We start from the raw sequence: 22,678 nt of genomic DNA, 5'->3' as shown, positions 1-22,678 counted from the left end.
TCAAGATGATTCACTCCCCCTACATCCGCAAGCCGGCCAGCGTGCAGCGCGTCATGGGCACGGTGCTGGTCGCGCTGCTGCCCGGCCTTGCCGCCTACGTCTGGCAGTTCGGCGCCGGCATCCTCGTCAACCTTGCGCTCGCCAGCGTGGCGGCGATCGCCATCGAGGCGCTCGTGATGCGCTTGCGCAAGCGGCCGGTGGCTCTCGCCGTCGGCGACCTGTCGGCGGTCGTCACTGCCTGGCTGGTGGTGCTGAGCATTCCGCCCATCGTGCCGTGGTGGATCACGCTGCTGGCGGTGATCATTTCCATCGGCGTGGCGAAACACCTCTACGGCGGCCTCGGCCAGAACCCGTTCAACCCGGCGATGGTGGCCTTCTGCGCGCTGATCGTGGCCTACCCGGCGCTGATGTCGCAGTGGCCTGGCGCCGGCCAGCTCGACTTCGCCGCGCAACTGGATCTCATCCTCGGCGGCGCCCGCCAGCCGGACGGCATCACCGCGGCAACGGCACTCGATGCGCTGCGCACCGGCATGCGCAGCGGGGCCAGCGTCGGTACGGTGTTTTCCGGCAACAGCGCCTTCGGCATCGCGGGCGGCAGGGGCTGGGAATGGGTTGCGGCAGGCTATGCGCTCGGCGGGCTGATCCTGCTCGGCACCCGCGTCATCACCTGGCATCTGCCGGCCGCGTTCATCGCCATGCTGGCCGTCGTGTCGGGCCTGTTCTGGCTGATCGACCCGGCGCAACACGCGTCGCCGCTGTTCCATCTGGCAAGCGGCGGCGCGATGCTGGCTGCGTTCTTCATCGTCACCGACCCGGTGTCGGGTGCGACCACACCACGCGGCAAGCTGATCTTCGCCGCTGGCATCGCCCTCATCGCCTGGTTGATCCGCAGCTTCGGGGCCTACCCGGATGGAATTGCCTTCGGCGTGCTGCTGATGAACATCTGCGTACCGCTGATCGACATGAAGACCCAGCCGCCGGTGTTCGGCCATCGTGGAGGAAACTCATGAGCGCGCGCTACTCCGCCACTCGCACCTCGGCGCGTACCGCGGCGATCATGCTCGCCTTCACCGTGGTGTTCACGGCATTGATGGCTTCGGCCTACGAAGCGACCCGCCCGAAGATCCAGGCCTCGCTGCAGGAAGCCCAGATGCGCCTGATCGACGAAGTGCTGCCGCCGGGCAGCTACGACAACGCCCTGCTCGACGACGTCGCGAACCTCCCTCCGACCTCGCCCCTGGGGCTGGACGATGGCGGACGCGTGTGGCGCGCACGCAGGGCCGGCGCCCCCGCCGCGCTCGTGCTGGAAGCCGCCGCCACCGACGGCTACGCCGGTCGCATCAGCATCGTGGTGGCGGTGGGCACGGACGGCACGGTGTCCGGCGTGCGCGTCGTGTCGCACAAGGAAACGCCCGGTCTGGGTGATTACATCGACCCCACGAAAGACCGCAACAAGGCTTCGCCGTGGATCAGCCAGTTCGCCGGCGTGTCATGGAGCCAGGTTGCCGCCGAACGGTGGACGGTGAAGAAGGACGGTGGCGTGTTCGACTTCCACTCCGGGGCGACGATCAGCGCCCGCGCCGTGTCGCGCATCGTCGGCCGCACGGTGGCGTTCGCGATGGCGAACCGCGACGCCCTCTTCTCCGCCGCCGCCGGCAGCACGCTGCAAGGAAACCAGCCATGATCAGCGCACAGCAGTTCCGCGACATCGCATCCAACGGCCTGTGGAAGCAAAACACCGGCCTCGCCCAGTTGCTCGGCCTGTGCCCCATCCTTGCGGTGAGCACGAGCATGGTCAACGCCACCAGCCTCGGGCTCGCGACAGTGGTCGCGATGGCGCTGTCCAACCTCGTGGTTGCCAGCCTGCGCAACTTCATTCCCTACGAGATCCGCATCCCGGTCTTCATCCTCATCATCGCCGCGCTGGTGACGGTGATCGACCTGCTGTTCAACGCCTATCTGCACAGCCTGTACCTGGTGCTGGGCATCTTCATTCCGCTGATCGTCACCAACTGCATCGTCCTCGCGCGAGTCGAGGCTTACGCGGCCAAGAACGACCCGGTGGCCTCCACGGTGGACGGCATCATGATGGGACTGGGCCTGGTGTGGGTGCTGGCCCTGCTCGGCGGCGTGCGCGAACTGCTCGGCAGCGGCACGCTGCTGTCGGGCATCGAGATGATCATCCCGGGCACGTCGGCGCTGAACGTGTTCGGCGACGACTATCCCGGCTTCCTGCTGGCGATCCTGCCGCCCGGCGCCTTCTTCGCCCTCGGTTGCCTGATCGCCGCCTACAACGCCATCAAGGCCCGTCTGGACGCGAGCGCGCGCCGTCACCCGCAGGCCCCCGCAGCGCTCGAGCCGCCTCCCGGCGGTGCCGTGGAAGGCGCCGCCGGCTGATCATGCCCAGCATGAAGCGCGAGGCGATCCGTGAGTTCTTCCGCCGCCTGCATGAAGCCAACCCCGAGCCGAAGACCGAGCTCGAGTACGCCTCGGCCTACCAGTTGCTGGTCGCGGTCGTGCTGTCGGCTCAAGCCACCGACCGCAGCGTGAATCTCGCCACGCGCAAGCTCTTCGCGGCTGCGCCCACGCCCGAAGCGATGGTGTCGCTGGGCGAGGACGGCGTGGCCGAACACATCAAGACCATCGGCCTGTTCCGCAACAAGGCGAAGAACACCGTGGCGCTGTCGCGCCTGCTGCTCGAGCGGCACGCCGGCGAGGTTCCGGCCGACCGCGAGGCGCTCGAGGCGCTTCCGGGCGTCGGTCGCAAGACAGCCAACGTCGTGCTGAACACCGTCTTTCGCCAGCCGGCGATGGCGGTGGACACGCACATCTTTCGCCTCGCCAACCGCACCGGGCTGGCGCCGGGCAAGGACGTCGTCGAGGTGGAGAAGGCGCTGCTGCGCCGCGTGCCCAAGGACTTCCTGCTCGACACCCACCACTGGCTGATCCTGCACGGGCGCTACGTGTGCACCGCGCGCAAGCCCAGGTGCGGCGAGTGCTGCGTGCGCGACCTGTGCCTGTATCGGGACAAGACCGCGTGATGTCGCGCGGTCAGCCGTCCCCCCTGCGGGCGCATCGCGCCCGACTGCCGTAACCGACGAGAGAAACAAAGATGTTCAACCCGAGCCGCGACCAGGTGCGCAATTTCTTCATCGAGACCTGGCGCAAGTACCGCGAAAAGAAAGTGCTGACACCGATGGAATCGGTCGCCGCCAACGTGATGACCGTACACCCCGAATACCACGTGGTGCTCGAGGACCCGGAATCGGTCGATCGCGACTTCCCACCCGAAGCCGGTCAGATCAACCCCTTCCTGCACCTGTCGCTGCACCTGGCGATCGAGGAGCAGTTGTCGATCGACCAGCCCCCGGGGATCCGCACCGCCTTCGACCTCGCCTGCCAGCGCCGCGGCGACCGCCACGACGCCATGCACGATGCGCTCGAAGCGCTCGGCGAGATGCTGTTCGACGCGCAACGCAACGGTACGCCGCCGGACGGTGCCGCCTACATCGCCAACCTGAGGCGGCGCATCGGCGCCGGATGAGATCCTTGTTGCGTGCTTGTGACAGTTTTGTTGTTTTTGCACGCAGAACAGGAACAAGTTCATTGTCGGCGGCCCGGGTGAAGGTGATGATGTGCATACCGCACTGCACCATCGTCCGTCGCCATCATGTGCCAACTGCTCGGCATGAACTGCAACAAGCCCGCGAGCCTCGAGTTCTCGCTGGAGGGTTTCGTGCGCCGCGGCGGACAGACGGACGAACATCGCGACGGATGGGGTTTCGCCTGGTTCGATGACGACGATTGCCGCGTGCTGCGCGACGACCGCCCGTCCTGCTCGTCGCCGCTGGCCGAGCAGCTGCGGCGTGCGCCGGTCAAGTCGCGCAACCTCATCGTGCATATCCGCAAGGCGACGCAGGGCGCGGTCGATCTGTCGAACTGTCACCCTTTCAGCCGCAAGCTGTGGGGGCGCAACTGGGTGTTCGCGCACAACGGCGACCTCAAGAACCATGCGCTGGCGCTCGACGGCAGTTACACACCGGCCGGCACCACCGACAGCGAGCATGCGTTCTGCTACGTGATGCAGGAACTGCGCCGGCGCTGCGGGCCGGCACGCCCGGCCCCGGCGGCGTTGCTCGCCACCATGGCCGATCTGTGCGAGGAGATCGCCTGCTTCGGCCCCTTCAATTTCCTCCTGTCGGACGGCAGCGGCCTGTTCGCGCACTGTTCGACGCAGTTGCACCATGTGCGACGGGCCTATCCCTTCCGCTCGGTGCGCCTCGTCGATCACGACCTGAGCGTGGATTTCGCCCGCCGCAATCAGATCGATGACCGCATGACGGTGATCGCAACCAAGCCACTCACCACCGGCGAGGAGTGGGTCGCGTTCGCACCGGGCGAGCTGAAGTACTTCTGCGACGGTACCGAGACGCAGCCGTACGCTGCGCCCGCAAGGCACGCCCTGCCCGCCTGAAGCGCTTCCAAAGCTGGGCTAATCTGCAAGTGGCGGTATGATCGCCGTCGGTGCTCGGGGCGTGGCAAGCCATGGCCCTCCTCCGCGCACCCCCCCAGACAGACCAAGCAAGGAAGAGGAAAAGGAACATGTCCAACTGGTACGCAGACAACGCGGATTCCATCGGCCGCACGCCGCTCGTGAGGCTGAACCGGGTCATCGACGGTGCCAAGGCCACCGTGCTGGCGAAAATCGAGGGTCGCAACCCAGCTTACTCGGTAAAGTGCCGCATCGGCGCCGCGATGATCTGGGATGCCGAGAAGCGCGGCCTGCTCGGACCGGGCAAGGAACTGGTCGAACCCACCAGCGGCAACACCGGCATCGCCCTGGCCTTCGTCGCCGCAGCGCGCGGCATTCCGCTGACGCTGACGATGCCGGAGACGATGAGCATCGAGCGCCGCAAGCTGCTGGTGGCCTATGGCGCCAAGCTGGTGTTGACCGAAGGCGCCAAGGGCATGAACGGCGCGATCGCGAAGGCCGAGGAGATCGTCGCGTCCGATCCGGGCAAATACGTGCTTTTGCAGCAGTTCAAGAACCCGGCCAACCCGGCGATCCACGAGACCACCACCGGCCCGGAAATCTGGCAGGACACCGATGGGGCGGTCGATATCGTGGTGTCGGGCGTGGGCACCGGCGGCACGATCACCGGCATTTCGCGCTACATCAAGAAGACCCAAGGCAAGGCGATCTGCTCGGTCGCGGTGGAGCCTGCCGCCAGTCCAGTGATCACGCAGAGGCGCGCCGGCCAGGAGCTCAAGCCGGCACCGCACAAGATCCAGGGCCTGGGCGCGGGCTTCATCCCGGACGTGCTGGATCTGTCGCTGATCGACCAGGTCGAGACGGTCACCAATGAGGAGGCGGTGGAATACGCACGCCGCCTCGCGCGCGAGGAAGGCATCCTCGCCGGCATCTCCTGCGGCGCGGCCACGGCGGTTGCTGCGCGGCTGGCGAAGGATCCCGCCAATGCGGGGAAGACCATCGTCGTGATCCTGCCGGACTCGGGCGAGCGCTACCTGAGCTCGATCCTGTTCGAGGGCTACTTCGACGAAAAAGGGCTGGCGACGAGCTAGCTGGGGTGCAGGTGCCCGGCTACTCGTGCCTCTAACCGCCAGCCGCGCCGGGTGTTCGTTCCGTGGGCTGCGGAACTCGCTCGCTGCGTTCGCCCGGACAGTCCTCGCCCACTCCACGAACACCCGACACGGCCGGCTTGGCAGTGTCGGATGTCCTCATGGGTGCCGTGAAGCCGCACCAGTGCAAGGGACGCAAGGGTTCTTTCGGTTTTGATCTCCCGCCAGCCCTCGGTGCCAAGCCGGGCGTGCCGCGTATTCCCGGATGCGGCGAGGACTGTCTGAGCCGAGCGAAGCGACGGCGAGTTCCGCAGCCGCTGGAGGGAATGCCCGGTGCGCCCGGCGGTTATTCGCACGCCGCCATCATTACGAACAAGCCACCTTGACCCAGCGACCATGTCCGACCAACACGACGACCACTTCGCCACCCGCCTGTCCCACCTCGGCCGCCCCGGCACTCGCACGCACGGCTTCGTCAATCCGCCGCTGCATCGGGGTTCGACCGTGCTGGTGCCCTCGACCGCCGCGCGCCGCGAGGGCTGGAAGCACCGATACGATCAGTACCTGAGCTACGGCCTGCACGGCAATCAGACCCACCACATGCTCGAGGACCTGATCGCCGACATCGAGGGCGGCACGCGCTGCCAGATCGTGTCGTCGGGCCTCGCCGCCAACTGCATCGGCCTGCTCGCCTACCTTGGCCACGGCGACCACTGCCTGATTCCCGACAGCGTCTATGGACCGGTGCGCAGCTTCTGCGACAGCGTGCTCGCCGGCCGCATGGCGGTCGAGGTGAGCTACTACCGGCCGGACCTGACGCCAGCGGGACTCGAACCGCTGCTCCGCCCCAACACCCGCGTGCTCTATCTCGAGAGCCCGGGCTCGCACACCTTCGAAATGCAGGACGTGCCCGCCCTCGCGGCGCTGGCGCGCCAGCACGGCCTCAAGGTGCTGATGGACAACACCTGGGGGCTGCACTTCTTCCAGCCCTTCGATCACGGGGTGGATGTGTCCATCCAGGCGCTCACCAAGTATGCCGGCGGCCATGCCGACGTATTGCTGGGCAGCCTCACCACGCGCACCGACGAGGACTGGCGCGCGGTCCGGCAGACTGCGCTGCTCTATGGCCAGTACGCCAGCCCGGACGATTGCTGGCTCACCCTGCGCGGCCTGCGCACGCTCAACGTCAGGCTGCGTCACCAGATGGCCTCCGGCCTTGAAGTGGCGCGCTGGTTCGCCGCCCGACAGGAGGTTCTGCGGGTGCTGCATCCCGCCCTGCCCGACGCGCCGGGGCATGGGCTCTGGAAGCGCGACTTCAGTGGCGCCTGCAGCCTGTTCGGCGTGGTCTTCCGGCCTGAATTCGCCGAGGCGCGAGTCGATGCAATGATCGATGCGCTGCGCCTGTTCGGCATCGGCGCGTCATGGGGCGGCTTCGAGAGCCTGGCACTGCCCACCTACGGCAGCATCACGCGCACGGCCTCCTCGCCGGACCTCGGCGGCCCGGCGGTGCGGTTTCATATCGGACTGGAGGAGCCGTCCGACCTGATCGCCGATCTCGCGCAGGCATTCGATCGTCTGCACGCGCGGCCCGCCTAGCGCTTGACGTACAGCCCCTGCTGTGTCGAGAACCAGGTGGCCAGCGCCTCCATGTCTTCCTTGCCGAGGTTCGCGACCTGCGCCGCCATGATGGGGTTCTTGCGACGACCGGCCTTGTAGTCCTGCAGCGCCTGGAAGATGTAATCGCGCTGCTGGCCGGCCAGCCGTGGAAAGGCCGGCGTCGGGCTGTTGCCATCGGCGCCGTGGCACGCGGCGCAGACCTGCGCCTTGTCGTTGGCAGATGGCGGCGTTGCCGGCGGCTGCGCGCCTGCCGAGTAATAGGCGGCGAGGTCGGCCATGTCCTGTTCGGTCAGTCCACCGGCGATCCCTCGCATGGTGGGGTGGCTGCGCTCGCCGCTGCGATAGGCGGCGAGCGCGCTGACGATGTAATCCGCGTGCTGGCCGCCAAGCTTCGGCACGGGGTAAACCTCGGGATAACTTGTCCGATAACCTGGTATGCCGTGGCAACCGATGCACATCGAGATCTTGCCTTTCGCCGCCTCGGCATTTCCCTGGGCAGCGGGCAAAGCCGACGCGAAGGTGGACAACATCGCTGCCAGCAGCAGTTGGGATCGGTTCATTGCGTCTCGTCTCCGTGTTGGGTGCGCGTGCCGGATCTAACCCGGGGGGCAATGGCCCCGCCTTTTTTGCGTAACGCTAGACCTATAATTGCACGGAATTAATCAGAGGAATCCCCGATGTCCGATCTTCGCTTCGAAGGCTCGCGCGAGTACGTGGCCACCCCCGACCTGATGCTGGCCGTCAATGCCGCGATCAGGCTGCAGCGCCCGCTGCTGATCAAGGGCGAGCCGGGAACGGGCAAGACCATGCTCGCCGAGCAGGTCGCAGCGTCGCTCGGCCTGCCACTGCTGCAGTGGCACATCAAGTCCACCACCAAGGCGCAGCAGGGCCTGTACGAATACGACGCGGTGTCGCGCCTGCGCGATTCGCAACTGGGCGACGACCGCGTGCGCGACATCGGCAACTACATCGTCAAAGGCGTGCTGTGGCAGGCTTTCGAAGCCGACTGCCCGACGGTGGTGCTGATCGACGAGATCGACAAGGCCGACATCGAATTCCCCAACGATCTGCTGCGCGAGATCGACCGCATGGAATTCCATGTATACGAAACGCGCCAGACGATACAGGCGCGCCATCGGCCCATCGTCTTCATCACCTCCAACAACGAGAAGGAACTGCCCGACGCCTTCCTGCGCCGCTGCTTCTTCCACTACATCAAGTTCCCAGACCGCGACACGATGCAGCGCATCGTGGATGTGCACTTCCCCGCCATCCGCAAGGAACTGCTGAGCGAGGCGCTGGAAGTGTTCTTCGGGCTGCGCGAGATCCCGGGGCTGAAGAAGAAGCCCTCCACGTCCGAGCTCATCGACTGGCTGAAGCTGCTCGTGGCGGAGGACATTCCGCCCGAGGCACTGCACGCGCCCGACCGCAAGGCCATCGTGCCGCCGCTGCATGGCGCGCTGCTGAAGAACGAGCAGGACATGCACCTGTTCGAGCGCCTGGTGATGATGGCGCGCCACAACCGCTGAGACTGGAGCGACACCATGCTGAGGGCCTTTTTCGACTGGCTGTTCGGCCGCCGCCGCGCAGCGGCAGCGGCGACCGCCGCCACGCCGTCAACGCCGCGCGACAACGATGCGGCAGGTTTCCAGGTGCTCAACCGCAGCGCACCGCTGCGCAGCGAGACGAGCTCCGCCCCAGCCGAGGAGATCGACGCCGAGACGATCTTCCTGTGCCGCGAAGCGGTGCTCGGCCGCGACCAGCGTATCGCTGGTTACCAGTTCATGCTGCAGGAGGGCACCCGCAACCGCATCCGCCACAGCAGCCGGCGGGTGCATCACCTTTACGCCGAAGTCCTGGTGCGCAACCTCGTGCGTGCCGATATCGGCACGTTGATCGGGCGGCGCTTCGCCTTCATCGACGTGCCGGACTCCTTCCTCGACCATCCCTGCCTGGCGACGCTGCCACCGCACAAGACGGTGCTGTTGCTGGGAACGCATCCGGACCCGGGCGCGCCCGACATCCACAACCTGCGTGACACGGTCAGTCGCCTGCGGGTGACGGGCGTGCGCATCGGGATCCCCGACCCTGCGGTGGTCACCGAATTCGAGCCGCTGTTGCCGCTGGCCGATTTCGTCATGTTGCGCGCGCCGGCGATCGACGCGCGACGTGGCCTGCAGCTTGCTTCGCACGTCGTCGAGGCGGCGCCGCAGGCCAGGCTGCTGGTGCGCGACCTTGCGGGGCTCGAGGATTTCCGCTTCTGCTACAAGCTCGGCGCCAGCCTCTTCCAGGGCCCGTTCATCACCAGCCGCGAAAGCTGGGACGACCGCGACCTCGGACCGAACGCCGCCCGCCTGTCGCGCCTCATCGGCAAGGTGAAGGCAGATGCCGACACCAGCGAACTGGCGGCATTGTTGAAGGAGGACGCCGCACTGTCGCTGCGCCTGCTGCGCTACATCAACGCCGCAGCGAATGAACTTGCCGAGCATGTATCGTCGATCGAGCGGGCGATCTTCGTGATCGGCCGCGATAAGCTCTATCGCTGGCTCATCCTGCTGGTGTGCAGCATGGACACTCCGTCCGGGCGCAGTTCGGCAGCGCTGGAGAGTGCGCTGGTGCGCGCGCGCATGCTCGAACTGCTGAGCGCCGACCGCTCGCCCTACGAGCGCGAGGCACTGTTCCTGACCGGCCTGCTGTCGCTGATCGACGTCATCCTCGAGGTGCCCATGGACAAGGCGCTCGGCCCCCTGGCGGTGACGCCGGAGATCAATCTTGCCGTGCGCCACGGCGAGGGCCCCTATGCACCGCTGCTCGAGCTGGCCATCGCCTGCGAGCAGTTCAATGGCACATGCATCGCCGATGCTGCCGCGCGTTGTGGCGTCTCTCCCGCGATCGCGTCCGAGCGGCACCTCGAGGCCCTGTCGTGGGCACTGGCGATCCAGGAATGAAGGCCGCCGGAGGCGTGCGATGCTGATCGACTTCTTCCTGCACCTGAAGGCACGCAAGCTGCCGGTGTCGACGCGCGAGTTCCTGACCCTGCTCGAAGGCCTGCAGCAGCGCGTGTGCGGCCACTCGATCGACGAGTTCTACTTTTTCGCGCGTGCCTGTCTGGTGAAGGACGAGAGCTTCTACGACCGCTTCGACCAGGCCTTCGGCGAATACTTCCGCGGCGTCGCCGAAATCCCCGGCCTGGAAGTCGACCTGCCTGAGGAATGGCTACGTGCGATGGCCCGCAAGCACCTGACGCCGGAAGAACGCGCGCAGCTCGAGAAGCTGGGCTGGGACAAGCTGATGGACGAGTTCCGCAAGCGCCTGGCCGAGCAGAAAGGCCGCCACGCAGGTGGCAGCAAGTGGATCGGCACCGGCGGCAGCTCACCCTTCGGCAACAATGGCACGCACCCCGAAGGCATCCGCGTGGGTGGCGAATCGGCCGGCAACCGCACGGCGGTGAAGGTGTGGGACAAGCGCGAGTTCCGCAACCTCGACGACGACGTCGAGCTCGGCACCCGCAACATCAAGGTGGCACTGCGCCGGCTGCGGCGCTTCGCCCGCGAGGGCGCGAGCGAGGAACTCGATCTCGACGGCACCATCGCCGCCACCGCGCGCAACGCCGGCTGGCTGGACCTGCTGATGCGGCCCGAACGCCACAACGCGGTCAAGGTGCTGCTGTTCCTCGACGTGGGCGGCTCGATGGATGACCACGTCAAGGTGTGCGAGGAATTGTTCTCGGCCTGCCGCAGCGAGTTCAAGCACCTCGAGTACTTCTACTTCCACAACTGTGTGTACGAGGGCGTGTGGCGCGACAATCTGCGCCGCCATCAGGAACGCGCGCCGGTGCTGGACGTCATCCACAAGTACGGCCCGGACTACAAGCTGATCTTCGTCGGCGACGCGACCATGAGCCCTTACGAGATCCTGCATCAGCACGGTTCGATCGAGCACATGAACGCCGAGGCGGGCGCGACCTGGCTGCGCCGCCTGCTCGACGCCTACCCGGCTGCCGCCTGGCTCAACCCGGAGCCCGAGCGGCTATGGAGCTACCGTCAGTCGATCGGCATCATCCACCAGATCGTTGGCGGACGCATGTTCCCGATGACGCTGGACGGCCTGGCGCGGGCGATGCAGGCGCTGTCCAAGCGGCATTGAGCGCTTGCTGCTGCAGCCGGGCTGCCCTGCCTTACTCGGTGAAGGGCAGCGGCTGCATGCCGAAGCCCGCGTCCAGATCCTTGATCTGGCGAAGCAGCGCATCGAGGTCGTCCTGCAGCTTGCACAGGGAGTCCTCGTCGAGCAGGCGCAAGGCTTCGGGCAGCACGCCGCGCGCCGGCGACGGTGCCCGCGCCAGCAGCGCCTCGCCCTGTTCGGTAAGATAGAGCCGCACCACGCGCTGATCGGCGCTGGTGCGCTCCTTGCGGATCAGCTCGGAGGTTTCCAGCCGGTCGATCATGTTGGAAGCGGTCGACTGGTGCAGCGCCATGCGGTTGGCAAGCTCCCCCACGCGCAGGCCGGGAAGTTCCTTCAGCTCCTGCAGCGCCCATAGCTGTGCGCCCGTCACCCCGCTCTGCCGCTCGATCCACTGCGAGTGGCGCTGGGCGGTGCGAATCAGCACCCTGAAACGCTGCAGCACCGAAAGCGGCGACGGCTGTGCCGCCTTGCTGCCACTCGCCCTGGACACTTGTTGCACCTGCACCATGAAACCCGGCTCCTGCTATATTCGGACAAACAATGATCACTGAAAAAATAACCATACTGCCTTTCACGTATGGTACCGAATTCGCGCAGCCGCCGCGGCGAGCATCGGCATATCGGCGTGAACTGATACCGCATGGTGTTGCATTTGCACGCTAGAGCTTGCTCCTTGGACCCTGACACCCCCTCCGATTCCCACCTCGGCACCAACGGCGGCGCTCACGCCGAACCGTCGACCGGGGCGCGACGACGTCTCTGGCCATGGGCGCGCGGCATGCGCCCGCTCGCGCGCGGCGGCAGTCGCATCGTGCTGCCCTGGCTCTCCCCCGGACGCTGGCAGCGGCGTCTGCTGCTCGCCGCCGCGGCGCTGTCCGTGGGCGCCCTGTCCATCCTCTTCGCGATCGGCGCCGAGATCGCGATCAGGACGCATCGCGACCTGCTGCGCGACCATCCGGCGTTGACCCTGATCATCGCGCCGGCGGGGTTCGCGCTGATCGCGTGGCTGTCGCACAGGCTCTTCCCCGGCACCGAAGGCAGCGGCATCCCGCAGGCGATCGCGGCCGCGCAGATCGACGATGCCAGGGTGAGAAGGCAGCTCCTGTCGGTCCGCATCATCGTAGGCAAGATCCTGCTGACACTGGGCGGCCTGCTGTCGGGCGCGGCGGTGGGGCGCGAGGGCCCATCGGTACAGGTCGGCGCATCGGTGATGCATCTGCTGTCGGGCCTGCGCCGGCGCATCGCGTCGCCGCGGGACCTGATCATCGCCGGCAGTGGCGCAGGGATCGCGGCGGCGTTCAACACGCCGCTGGGCGGCATCATGTTCGCCATCGAGGAGATGTGCCGCCACAAGGCATTCCGGGCAAATGCCACCACGCTCACGACGGTGATCTTCGCCGGTCTGATGTCGCTCGCCGTGTTGGGCAACTACACCTATTTCGGCCGCACCCCACAGACGATCTTGTGGCCGGGCGGCATCTGGCCGGTGCTGGCCTGCGGCGTCGCCGGCGGCCTGCTGGGTGGCGGCTTCTCGCGCCTGCTGGTGGCTTCGGCGCGCGGGCTTCCCGGCAGGCTGGGCGAATTCTCCCGCGAGCGCCCCTTCCTCTTCGCCGCCGGCTGCGGACTGGCCACCGGCCTGATCGGCCTCGCGAGCGGCGGCGTCACCTACGGCACCGGCTACGAGGAGTCGAAGGCCGCCCTCGAGGGCGTCGCGCCGCTGCCGGCGCTGTTCATGACCCTCAAGCTGCTGGCGATCTGGCTCGCCTTCGTGTCGCGCATACCCGGCGGGATCTTCGCGCCGGCGCTGGCGGTGGGGGCGGGCATGGGAACGGATGTCGCACTGCTGCTGCCCGGCGAGCACGATTCCGCGATCCTGGTGCTCGGCATGGTGGCTTTTCTCGCCGCGATGACCCAGGCTCCCATCACTTCCTTCGTCATCGTCATGGAAATGACTGCAAACCACCAGATGTTGATCCCGCTGATGGCCACCGCCGTCGTCGCCCACGGTATCTCGCGCTCGGTCGCTTCGGTGCCGCTCTACGAGGCGCTCGCCTACCCGGCGCTGCGCCGTGCGGAAGCCCGCGTTGCCGCCCGGGGCCGTCGCTCATGAGCCGGCCGACCACCACCACCGAGGCCTCGGCACTGCACCTGAGCTGGGAAGAGGACGGCGTCGCCCGCACGGCAAGGTGGCGCTCCGAGAGCGGTCAGCCGGCGCCACGGCGGGTCATCGTCGCCGACGACCAACTCGCGGCCGATGCCGCATACCGCCTCGCCTGCGAGGGCTGCGCGATGCTGTGGCGCGGCGACTACCACAACGCCCGCCAGTTGCTGCAGGCCATGGCCCGACGTATCGCGCGCAGGCCGCGCAAGGCCAAGCAGGACAAGGGCGCCGCGCCGGCACCCGCCGACGCCTTCCACCTGCATCGCCAGGCGCAGGCCCAGCGCGCGCGCATCCTGGGCATGCTGCTGATCCCTTTCGACGCCGATTTCGGCATTCCGCTGCGCCGCGCGCCCGATGCCCGCGCTGCCTGCGCGCAGGCATGGCAGGCCGATGGCGAGCCTTCCGTTGCGTCGCTGCGCGAGCTGCTCGGCCTCATCGGCGCGTGGGAATGGCATCGCAAGGGCGTGGAGGTGCCGGCGCTCGGCGACCGCATCCATCCCTGCTACGGCGTCTTCTCGCCGGTGCGGGGCGAATATGTCGACCTCGTCGCCAAGGCGCCGCTGCCGTCGCCGGCGCTGGCCTTCGACATCGGCACCGGCAGCGGCGTGCTGGCCGCGGTGCTGGCGCGCCGCGGCGTCGCCCGCGTCGTCGCCACCGACCAGGATGAGCGCGCGCTCGCCTGTGCCGCCGACAACCTTGCCCGCCTGGGCCTGTCCGCGCATGTTGACCTCGTGCGCGCCGACCTCTTCCCCGACGGCCGCGCGCCGCTGCTGGTGTGCAATCCGCCCTGGCTGCCCGCGCGTCCGACGTCGCCGGTGGAGCACGCGGTGTATGACCCCGAAAGCCGCATGCTGCGCGGCTTCCTCTCCGGGCTTGCCGGACATCTCGCGCCCGGCGGCGAAGGCTGGCTGATCCTGTCCGATCTCGCCGAACACCTCGGCCTGCGCAGCCGTGCGGAATTGCTCGAATGGATCGGCGCGGCCGGCCTGCGCGTGGTCGACCGACTCGATGCGCGCCCACGCCATCCACGCGCCCAGGATGCGACCGATCCGCTGCATGCTGCGCGCTCCGCCGAAGTCACATCACTCTGGCGGCTCGCCGCAAGCTGATGCGAAAAAAGTCCCTCTCGCGGGCGCAATCCACACCGCTCGCGCACCCTCTGTGCGCCCGGTCGAGCGATAATGCCGGACTACAAGAAATTTGGACGCTAATGCGATGAAGCGTGTTGATGATTTCCGCCTGCGGCTCGGCAACAAGGAACTGGTGCCGATCATGGTGGGCGGCATGGGAGTGGACATCTCGACCGCCGAACTGTCGCTCGAGGCTGCCCGCCTCGGCGGCATCGGCCACATCTCGGACGCGATGCTGCCGACGGTATCGGACCGTCGTTACAACACCAAGTACGTAAAGAACAAGCTCAAGCAGTACAAGTTCAACGTCGAGAACCCCGACAAGTCGGTGGTGCAGTTCGACCTCGGCCTGGTGGCCGAAGCCACGGCGACGCACGTGCGGCGCACGATGGAAGCCAAGCGCGGCGACGGGCTGATCTTCATCAACTGCATGGAGAAACTGACGATGAACAGCCCGAAGGAAACCCTTCGGGCGCGGATGCTCGCCGCCATGGACAACGGCATCGACGGCATCACGCTGGCAGCCGGCCTGCACCTGGGTTCCTTCGCCCTGATGCAGGACCACCCCCGCTTCCGTGACGTCAAGCTCGGCATCATCGTCTCCTCGCTGCGCGCCCTGCAGCTTTTCCTGAAGAAGAACGGGCGCACCGGCCGACTGCCCGACTACGTCGTGGTCGAAGGCCCACTTGCCGGCGGCCACCTCGGCTTCGGCATGGACTGGGCGCAGTACGACCTTGCCACCATCACGATCGAGATCCGCGACTGGCTGAAAGCCGAACAGCTCGACATCCCGCTGATCCCGGCGGGCGGCATCTTCACCGGTACCGATGCGGTGAATTTCCTCGAACTCGGCGCTGCTGCCGTGCAGGTCGCGACGCGCTTCACCGTCACCCGCGAGTGCGGCCTGCCCGGTGACGTGCAGCAGTATTACTTCAAGGCCAGCGAGGAAGACATCGAAGTCAATGGCATCTCGCCCACCGGCTACCCGATGCGCATGCTCAAGAGCAGCCCGGCGATCGGCAGCGGCATCCGCCCGAACTGCGAAGCGTACGGCTACCTGCTCGACTCGAGCGGCAACTGCCAGTACATCGAGGCCTACAACCGCGAAGTCGCCGCGCACCCTGACGCCAAGAAGATCAAGGTGTGGGACAAGACCTGCCTGTGCACCCACATGCGCAACTTCGACTGCTGGACCTGCGGCCACTACACCTACCGGCTCAAGGACACCTCGCGCCTGCAGGACGACGGCAACTACCAGGTGCTGAGTGCCGAGCACGTCTTCCGCGACTACCAGTTCAGCACCGACGGCCGCATCGCGCTGCCGGAGTAAGCCGGCCGCATGCGGGGTGCAGTAACGGTGAGCCCGGGGCGGTCGCGTTGATGCTAGCAGCCATGTGCCGCAGCACCGTCATTGCGGTCGCGGCGGCCGCAGCGCTGGCGGCCGGATGCCTCGGCACCGAGAAGACGGCCGCCACGGCCACGCCCGAAAGCGCCGGTGCGTCGTCCGCCAGCGCGTCCACCGCGTCATCGAGCCGCGCCCGCCCGGCGCTCACCGTCGCCGTCACCACGCCCGACAAGCGCCGCTGGCCGCGCCTGGTGCCAGCCACCGGCGACATTGCCGCCTGGCAGGAAGTCGTCATCAGCGCCGAGATCAGCAATTTTCGCCTGACGGCGGTCAGCGCGGACGTGGGCGACCGGGTCCGCAAAGGTCAGTTGCTGGCCAGCATCGCCGAGGACACCGTCGCCGCCGAGCTCGCCCAATCGACCGCGGCCGTCGCCGAGGCAGACGCCGCCGCGCAGGAAGCGCGGGCCAATGCCGAGCGCGCGCGCCAGTTGCGCGGCAGTGGCGCAATGAGCGAACAGCAGATCCGCCAGTACCTGAGTGCCGAGCAGACGGCCGCCGCCCGCCTGCAGTCGACGCGCGCCCGGGTGCAGGCCGACCGCGTGCGGATGGCCCAGACACGGGTACTTGCGCCCGATGACGGCATCGTCTCGGCACGCACCGCCACAGTGGGCGCACTGGCGCAGTCCGGCCAGCCGCTGTTCCGGCTGATCCGCGGCGGACGGCTGGAATGGCGTGCCGAGGTTCCGGAGGCCACCCTCGGCCAGATCGCGCCCGGCACCCGCGCCACGCTCATCGCTCCCGACGGCAGCACGGTACGCGGCAAGGTGCGCACCGTCGCACCGACCGTCGACCCCGCCACGCGCAATGGCATCGTCTATGTCGATCTGCCGCCTGACGGCGGCAATGTCGCCGTGCGCGCCGGCATGTTCGCGCGCGGCGAATTCGAGCTCGGCCTGGATGAGGTGCAGACGCTGCCACAAACCGCCGTGCTGCTAAGCGACGGCTTTGCCTATGTGTTCCGCGTGGCGCAAGCCGATGCTGGTACAGCGCGCGTGGCGCAGGTCAAGGTGAAGGCAGGTCGCCGCATCGGCGACCGTATCGAGATCGTCGAGGGTCTCGCCGCCGACGCCCCCGTCGTGACCCAGGGCGTGGGCTTCCTGGCCGACGGCGACGCGGTGCGCGTCGCCACCACTTCCACCCCTGCCGGGACGGCGACGCAATGAACGTCTCCGCATGGTCGATCCGGAACCCGATTCCGGCGATCCTGCTCTTCCTGCTGCTCACCGTGCTGGGCCTCATCGGCTTTCGCACGATGAAGATCCAGCAGTTTCCCGACATCGACCTCCCCACCGTGGTCGTCACCGCGTCCCTGCCCGGCGCCGCGCCGGCCCAGCTCGAGACCGAGGTCGCGCGCAAGCTCGAAAACTCGATCGCCACGATCCAGGGCGTCAAGCACATCTACACCAAGGTGCAGGACGGGCTTGCCACCGTCACCACCGAGTTCCGGCTGGAGAAGCCGACGCAGGAGGCGGTGGACGACGTGCGCGACGCAGTGTCGCGCATCCGCTCGGACCTGCCGGGCGAGCTGCGTGACCCGGTCATCTCGCGCATGAACGTGTCCGGCGCGCCCATCCTCACTTACACCGTCGCTTCCGATCGCATGGACGACGAGGCGCTGTCCTGGTTCGTGGACAACACCGTCAGCAAGCGCATGCTCAGCGTGGCCGGGGTCGGCGCGGTGTCTCGCGTCGGTGGCGTCAGCCGCGAGCTGCGGGTGGAGCTGGACCCGCGGCGGCTGCTGGCGCTGAAGGCGAGCGCCGCCGACATCTCGCGCCAGTTGCGCCGCATCCAGCAGGAAGCGGCAGGCGGCCGCGCCGACATCGGCGGCATCGAGCAGTCGGTGCGCACGATTGCCACAGTGCGCTCGGCGGCCGAACTGGCGGCGATGGAAATCGCCCTGCCCGATGGGCGCCGCGTGCGGCTGGACCAGCTCGCGACCGTCAGCGACACGGTGGCTGAAATCCGCACGGCGGCGCTGCTCGACGGCCGCCCGGTAGTCGGCTTCGAGATCACCCGCAGCCGCGGCGCCGGCGAAGTCGAGGTGGCCGACGGCGTACGCGCCGCGCTCGCTCGCCTGCAGGCCGAGCATCCGGACGTCGCCATCACCCAGGCCTTCAACTTCGTCGATCCGGTGCGCGAGAACTTCGACGGCTCGATGTCTCTGCTGCTCGAAGGCGCGATCCTGGCGGTGATCGTGGTCTGGCTGTTCCTGCGCGACTGGCGTGCCACCGTCGTTTCCGCAACCGCGCTGCCGCTGTCGGTCCTGCCGGCCTTCGCCGCGATGTGGCTGCTGGGCTTCTCGCTGAACGTCGTGACCCTGCTGAGCCTGTCGCTGGTGGTGGGCATCCTGGTCGACGACGCCATCGTCGAGATCGAGAACATCATGCGCCACCTGCGCATGGGCAAGACGCCGTACGATGCGGCGATGGAGGCAGCCGACGAGATCGGTCTGGCGGTGATCGCCACCACCTTCACGCTGATCGCGGTGTTCCTCCCCACCGCCTTCATGAGCGGGGTGGCCGGCAAGTTTTTCGTGCAGTTCGGCTGGACGGCGGCGATCGCGGTGTTCTTCTCGCTGGTGGTGGCGCGGCTGCTGACGCCGATGATGGCAGCCTACCTGCTCAAGCCACCGCGCGACGAGCACCACGAGCCCGGCTGGCTCGGCCGCTACCTCGGCTGGGTCGGCGCGTGCCTGCGCCATCGCGCGCTCACGATGCTGGCTGCAGCGGTATTCTTCTTCGGCTCATTCGCGCTCGTGCCGCTGCTGCCGACCGGCTTCATCCCGCCAGACGACCTGTCGCAGACCCAGGTACATCTGTCGCTGCCACCCGGCGCTACCCTTGACGAGAGCCTGGCGGTCGCCGAGCAGGCGCGCACCATCGTGCAGCGCAACCCGCACGTCAAGCTGGTCTATACCGCCGTGGGCGGCGGCGCTGCCGGCTCCGATCCCTTCGTGCCGCGCGGCGCTGCGGAAGTACGCAAGGCGACGCTGACGATCAACCTGACGCCGCGGCAGGAGCGCGGCGGCGTGCGCAAGCAGGACGTGGAGAACGCGCTGCGGGAGGCGCTGGCTGATCTTTCCGGCGTGCGGGTGAAGGTGGGACTGGGCGGCTCCAACGAAAAATACGTGCTGGTGCTGGCGAGCGAAAACGGCGAAGCCCTCGCCGCGCATGCACGCCTCGTCGAGCGCGAGCTGCGCACCCTGGCGGGCATCGGCAACGTCACCACCACCGCCAGCCTGGTGCGCCCGGAAGTCGTCGTGCGGCCCGATTTCGCCCGCGCCGCGGACCTCGGCGTGACCGCCGCCGCGATCGGCGACACGCTGCGCATCGCGACCTCCGGCGACTACGACCAGGGCCTCGCCAAGTTCAACCTGTCGCAGCGCCAGGTGCCGATCGTCGTCAAGCTGCCGCCCGAAGCGCGCCGCGACGTTGCCCTGCTCGGCCAGCTCAGCGTGCCCGGCAGCGGCGGGCCGGTGGCCCTGGCCAATGTCGCCAACATCGGCATCGACAGCGGCCCGGTGGAGATCAATCGCTACGACCGTCTGCGCAATGTGAACTTCGAGATCGAGCTCAACCAGCAGCCGCTGGGCGAGGTCGAAAAGCAGGCGCTGGCCCTGCCCAGCATGCGCAACCTGCCGCCCGGCGTGATCCACACCACCGTGGGCGACGCCGAGGCGATGAACGAGCTCTTCGCCAGCTTCGGCGTCGCCATGCTCACCGGGGTGCTGTGCATCTACATCGTGCTGGTGCTGCTGTTCCACGACTTCGTGCAGCCGGTCACCATCCTCGCGGCGCTGGTGCTGTCGGTGCCGGGCGCGTTCCTGGCGCTGTTCGTCACCCGCTCGGCGCTGTCCATGCCGTCGATGATCGGCCTCATCATGCTGATGGGCATCGCCACCAAGAACTCCATCCTGCTGATCGACTACGTCGTGCTGGCGCGCCGCGAACACGGGCTTGGCCGCCTCGAGGCGCTGCTCGACGCCTGCCGCAAACGCGCGCGCCCCATCGTCATGACCACCGTGGCGATGGGCGCGGGCATGATGCCGATCGCGCTTGGCCTGGGCACCGACCCCAGCTTTCGCGCGCCGATGGCGATCGTCGTGATCGGCGGCCTGATCACCTCCACCTTCCTGAGCCTGCTGGTGATCCCGGTCGTCTTCACGTATGTTGACGATGTCATCGGCAAGGTGAGCAGCCTGCGGCGCGGACGGCGCACACGGGAAAACGAGAATCATGCGCGTGTTGTCTGACGCGTCTACAATCCGCTTCAAGAGCACGAACATGCATTCTGGTTGACGCATGAAAGACGACATCACCGACGGCCCGGCACTCTCGCTGACACTCGACGAAGCGGGGCACTCGCTCGTCGCGAGCCTCGAGTATGACTCGCGCTTTCCCAGCATCAACGCCGTCTGGCTGCGCAACCGCATCACTGCGGCCGGGCATGAGGCGCTGCGCATCAGGCCCGACGCCATCCGTGGGTTGATCGCGCAGTACAACGCCGGACGCAACGTCGCGCCGTCGGTCATCGCCGACGTCGTGGACGGCACCGTCGACATCCTCGTGTCCGCCGACGGCCTTTCCGCGACGATGAGCATCTTTCCGCCGCGAGGCGGCAAGCCCGTCAGCCGCACCATGCTGCTCGAGGCGCTCGAGGCGAGGGGCGTGATCGAAGGCATCCTCGTCGCCGAGATCAATCGTGCGATCAACTCCGGCGAGGCACGCGAACTGGTCATCGCGCGCGGCCGCGCACCGATCGCTGGCGAGGATGGCCGGCTGGAATGCCTGCTGCCGGACACACGTGACCGCGTTCCCAGCATCCGCCCGACAGGCCGCACCGACTACCGCGACCTCGGTGACATCATGGTCGTGCATGCCGGCGACGCCCTGATGCGCCGCCACCCGCCCACTCCAGGCAGCGAAGGGCTGAGCGTACAAGGCCGCCCGATCGCGCCACGGGCGGGAAGAGCCGTGCGTTTTGCTGCGGGATTGCGGGGCACGGCCATTTCGCCAGACGACCCCGACTTGCTGATTGCGGCCACCGATGGCCAGCCGGTGCGCGTGCGGGGCGGCATGGTCGTCGAGCCCATCCTGACGCTGAAGACGGTGAACATGGCCACCGGAAACATCAATTTCGACGGCAACGTCAAGGTGCTCGGCGACGTGACCGCCGGCATGACGGTGCGCGCAACCGGCGACATCGAGATCGGCGGCGTCGTCGAGCCAGCCTTGCTCGACGCTGGCGGCAGCATTGTGGTGAAGGGCGGCGTGATGGGCGGGATTGGCGGCAAGACGGCGGCCAAGGACGCCGGCACCCACGGCATCCGCTGCGGCGGCAGTTTCTCCGCCATCTATGCGCAGCAGGCCCGGATCGACGCGGGGGACTCGATCTTCATCGACGACGTGGCGATGCAGTGCGAACTCAGCGCGGCAAACCACATCCGCGTCGGCAACCATCGCCGCGGCCACATCATCGGCGGAACCGCCCGCGCCTCGCTGTCCATCCACGCGCGCGTCATCGGCAGTTCCAGCCGCACGCGGACCGAGCTCGTGATCGGCACCGGGCCGGCGCTGGCGCAGGCCATGCAGCAAAAGCTCGAAGCGCGCGATCAGAAGGAAAACCAGTTGCTCGAGGTCGGCAAGCTGCTTACGCTGTCCGATCGCAACCCCGGCCGCGTACCGGAAGACGTCGTCACCCGCGCCGAGCAGACGGCGGCAACCCTGGCGGCTGAGATCGAGACCTTGCGCGGCGAGGAGGCTGACCTGCGCCACCTGCTCGAGCTCACCCAGCAGGCGCGGGTCGAGGTCGAGCGCGAAATGCACGAGGGCGTAACGATCACGCTCGGTGAGCACAAGCTGCGCATTCCGCACGAACTGGGCGCCTGTACCGTGCGGCTGGCGGATCAGGGGCTGGGCATCTTTCCGCTGACCTAGGAGGCGCGCGCAAGCGCCTCATGTCGAGCCGCATTGCAGCACGCGCGCACCCGAGGCGCAGAGCGGCACGGTAAACTGCTGCGTCTTGCCGCCCCGAAGGCCTGCCCTCGAACATTGCGGACCCGTTCCCGCCAAATCAGCGGCGCACATCGGTCACGCCTCACCTGGAGTTCCGCCATGAGCCTGCTGTCCCAATTGAAAAAAGACGCCCTGCTCGCGCGCAAATCGGCCTCCGCCGTGCGCGCCACGCTGCTCACCACGCTGATCGCCGAAGCCGAGATGGTCGGCAAGAACGCCGGCAACCGCGAGAGCAGCGACGAGGAAGTACAGGGCACGATCCGCAAGTTCCTGAAGAACAACCAGGAAGCGCTGGCGGTGATCAAGGACGCAGAGCGCCGCACCGTGCTGCAGGAAGAATCCTTCATCCTCACCGGGTACCTGCCGCCGATGGCGACAGAGGCCGACGTCAGGGCGCTCATCGCCGAGACCGTGGCCAGCCTCGCCGACCGCAGCCCGAAGTCGATGGGGGTGGTGATGGCTGCGCTGAAGGCGAAGTTCGGCAGCGGCTTCGATGCTCGACAGGCCAATGCCTGGGTGCGCGAGGCACTCAACGGCTGAAGGCTCCTGATCGGCCCGCGCAGGCCTGCTGCGTGCTCCCGGATGAGCG

The 22,678-nt window shown here is 67.7% G+C and carries 20 protein-coding genes; 18 read left to right on the top strand and 2 right to left on the bottom strand.

Annotation, left to right across the window (positions count from 1 at the left end):
• Nucleotides 1–5 precede the first annotated feature (5 nt).
• The 8 genes from GH664_RS16215 (at nucleotide 6) to metC (ending at nucleotide 7,176) form a co-directional block, all read left to right on the top strand.
• Complete coding sequence (locus GH664_RS16215) at nucleotides 6–1,010, top strand: RnfABCDGE type electron transport complex subunit D (RefSeq protein WP_153169113.1); 1,005 nt, start codon at nucleotides 6–8, stop codon at nucleotides 1,008–1,010.
• Nucleotides 1,007–1,684: an RnfABCDGE type electron transport complex subunit G gene (locus GH664_RS16210; protein ID WP_153169112.1), complete on the top strand. Its 678-nt coding sequence runs from the start codon at nucleotides 1,007–1,009 to the stop codon at nucleotides 1,682–1,684. Before GH664_RS16215 ends, GH664_RS16210 begins: the two co-directional genes overlap by 4 nt.
• A complete protein-coding gene (gene rsxE, locus GH664_RS16205; protein WP_153169145.1) occupies nucleotides 1,684–2,397 on the top strand; it encodes an electron transport complex subunit RsxE in 714 nt (237 codons plus the stop codon). The genes GH664_RS16210 and rsxE overlap by 1 nt, the downstream gene beginning before the upstream one ends.
• Nucleotides 2,398–2,408: 11 nt before the next feature.
• Complete coding sequence (nth, locus tag GH664_RS16200; protein ID WP_153169144.1) at nucleotides 2,409–3,041, top strand: endonuclease III; 633 nt, start codon at nucleotides 2,409–2,411, stop codon at nucleotides 3,039–3,041.
• Between the two features lie 71 nt (nucleotides 3,042–3,112).
• Entirely contained in the window at nucleotides 3,113–3,544 is a 432-nt protein-coding gene (locus GH664_RS16195; RefSeq protein ID WP_153169111.1) for a DUF1841 family protein, read from the top strand.
• A 126-nt stretch (nucleotides 3,545–3,670) separates the two neighbouring features.
• Nucleotides 3,671–4,474, top strand: a complete 804-nt coding sequence (locus GH664_RS16190) for a class II glutamine amidotransferase (protein ID WP_153169110.1) — start codon at nucleotides 3,671–3,673, stop codon at nucleotides 4,472–4,474.
• Nucleotides 4,475–4,602: 128 nt separating this feature from the next.
• The gene (gene cysK, locus GH664_RS16185) at nucleotides 4,603–5,583 is read left to right on the top strand and encodes a cysteine synthase A (RefSeq protein ID WP_153169109.1); all 981 of its coding nucleotides are present in this window, start codon (nucleotides 4,603–4,605) and stop codon (nucleotides 5,581–5,583) included.
• 393 nt (nucleotides 5,584–5,976) lie between these two features.
• A complete protein-coding gene (gene metC, locus GH664_RS16180) occupies nucleotides 5,977–7,176 on the top strand; it encodes a cystathionine beta-lyase (RefSeq protein WP_153169108.1) in 1,200 nt (399 codons plus the stop codon).
• Here metC and GH664_RS16175 read toward each other — a convergent pair.
• Complete coding sequence (locus tag GH664_RS16175) at nucleotides 7,173–7,757, bottom strand: cytochrome c (RefSeq protein ID WP_153169107.1); 585 nt, start codon at nucleotides 7,755–7,757, stop codon at nucleotides 7,173–7,175. The two genes, metC and GH664_RS16175, sit on opposite strands and share 4 nt — an antisense overlap.
• Before the next feature lie 117 nt (nucleotides 7,758–7,874).
• Between GH664_RS16175 and GH664_RS16170 the strand changes: the two genes are divergently transcribed.
• The 3 genes from GH664_RS16170 to GH664_RS16160 are packed head-to-tail and all read left to right on the top strand — an operon-like array spanning nucleotide 7,875 to nucleotide 11,343.
• Nucleotides 7,875–8,726, top strand: a complete 852-nt coding sequence (locus GH664_RS16170) for a MoxR family ATPase (protein ID WP_153169106.1) — start codon at nucleotides 7,875–7,877, stop codon at nucleotides 8,724–8,726.
• A 15-nt stretch (nucleotides 8,727–8,741) separates the two neighbouring features.
• Nucleotides 8,742–10,145: an EAL and HDOD domain-containing protein gene (locus GH664_RS16165; RefSeq protein WP_153169105.1), complete on the top strand. Its 1,404-nt coding sequence runs from the start codon at nucleotides 8,742–8,744 to the stop codon at nucleotides 10,143–10,145.
• A 19-nt stretch (nucleotides 10,146–10,164) separates the two neighbouring features.
• Nucleotides 10,165–11,343, top strand: a complete 1,179-nt coding sequence (locus GH664_RS16160) for a VWA domain-containing protein (protein WP_153169104.1) — start codon at nucleotides 10,165–10,167, stop codon at nucleotides 11,341–11,343.
• Between the two features lie 31 nt (nucleotides 11,344–11,374).
• Here GH664_RS16160 and GH664_RS16155 read toward each other — a convergent pair whose 3' ends face one another.
• Nucleotides 11,375–11,887, bottom strand: coding sequence for a MarR family winged helix-turn-helix transcriptional regulator (locus tag GH664_RS16155; RefSeq protein ID WP_153169103.1), 513 nt, complete (start codon nucleotides 11,885–11,887; stop codon nucleotides 11,375–11,377).
• A gap of 270 nt (nucleotides 11,888–12,157) precedes the next feature.
• On the opposite strand from GH664_RS16155, the gene GH664_RS16150 reads away from it, so the two are divergent.
• The 7 genes from GH664_RS16150 (at nucleotide 12,158) to GH664_RS16120 (ending at nucleotide 22,629) form a co-directional block, all read left to right on the top strand.
• On the top strand, nucleotides 12,158–13,489 hold the full coding sequence (locus GH664_RS16150; RefSeq protein WP_153169143.1) for a chloride channel protein: 1,332 nt from the start codon (nucleotides 12,158–12,160) through the stop codon (nucleotides 13,487–13,489).
• Entirely contained in the window at nucleotides 13,486–14,649 is a 1,164-nt protein-coding gene (locus GH664_RS16145; RefSeq protein WP_153169102.1) for a class I SAM-dependent methyltransferase, read from the top strand. Before GH664_RS16150 ends, GH664_RS16145 begins: the two co-directional genes overlap by 4 nt.
• A 106-nt stretch (nucleotides 14,650–14,755) precedes the next feature.
• Nucleotides 14,756–16,000: a nitronate monooxygenase gene (locus GH664_RS16140; RefSeq protein WP_153169101.1), complete on the top strand. Its 1,245-nt coding sequence runs from the start codon at nucleotides 14,756–14,758 to the stop codon at nucleotides 15,998–16,000.
• Nucleotides 16,001–16,062: 62 nt separating this feature from the next.
• On the top strand, nucleotides 16,063–17,238 hold the full coding sequence (locus GH664_RS16135; RefSeq protein ID WP_153169100.1) for an efflux RND transporter periplasmic adaptor subunit: 1,176 nt from the start codon (nucleotides 16,063–16,065) through the stop codon (nucleotides 17,236–17,238).
• Complete coding sequence (locus GH664_RS16130) at nucleotides 17,235–20,327, top strand: efflux RND transporter permease subunit (protein ID WP_153169099.1); 3,093 nt, start codon at nucleotides 17,235–17,237, stop codon at nucleotides 20,325–20,327. The genes GH664_RS16135 and GH664_RS16130 overlap by 4 nt, the downstream gene beginning before the upstream one ends.
• Nucleotides 20,328–20,376: 49 nt before the next feature.
• Nucleotides 20,377–22,011, top strand: coding sequence for a DUF342 domain-containing protein (locus tag GH664_RS16125; RefSeq protein ID WP_153169098.1), 1,635 nt, complete (start codon nucleotides 20,377–20,379; stop codon nucleotides 22,009–22,011).
• Nucleotides 22,012–22,188: 177 nt separating this feature from the next.
• The gene (locus GH664_RS16120; protein ID WP_153169097.1) at nucleotides 22,189–22,629 is read left to right on the top strand and encodes a GatB/YqeY domain-containing protein; all 441 of its coding nucleotides are present in this window, start codon (nucleotides 22,189–22,191) and stop codon (nucleotides 22,627–22,629) included.
• The last annotated feature ends 49 nt before the right edge of the window (nucleotides 22,630–22,678 follow it).

The sequence above is a fragment of the Thauera sp. 2A1 genome (assembly GCF_009469595.2).
In the GTDB taxonomy this organism is placed as follows: domain Bacteria; phylum Pseudomonadota; class Gammaproteobacteria; order Burkholderiales; family Rhodocyclaceae; genus Thauera.
The sequence above is the reverse complement of the archived record's forward strand: the minus strand, read 5'-3'. Positions and strand labels throughout refer to the sequence as shown.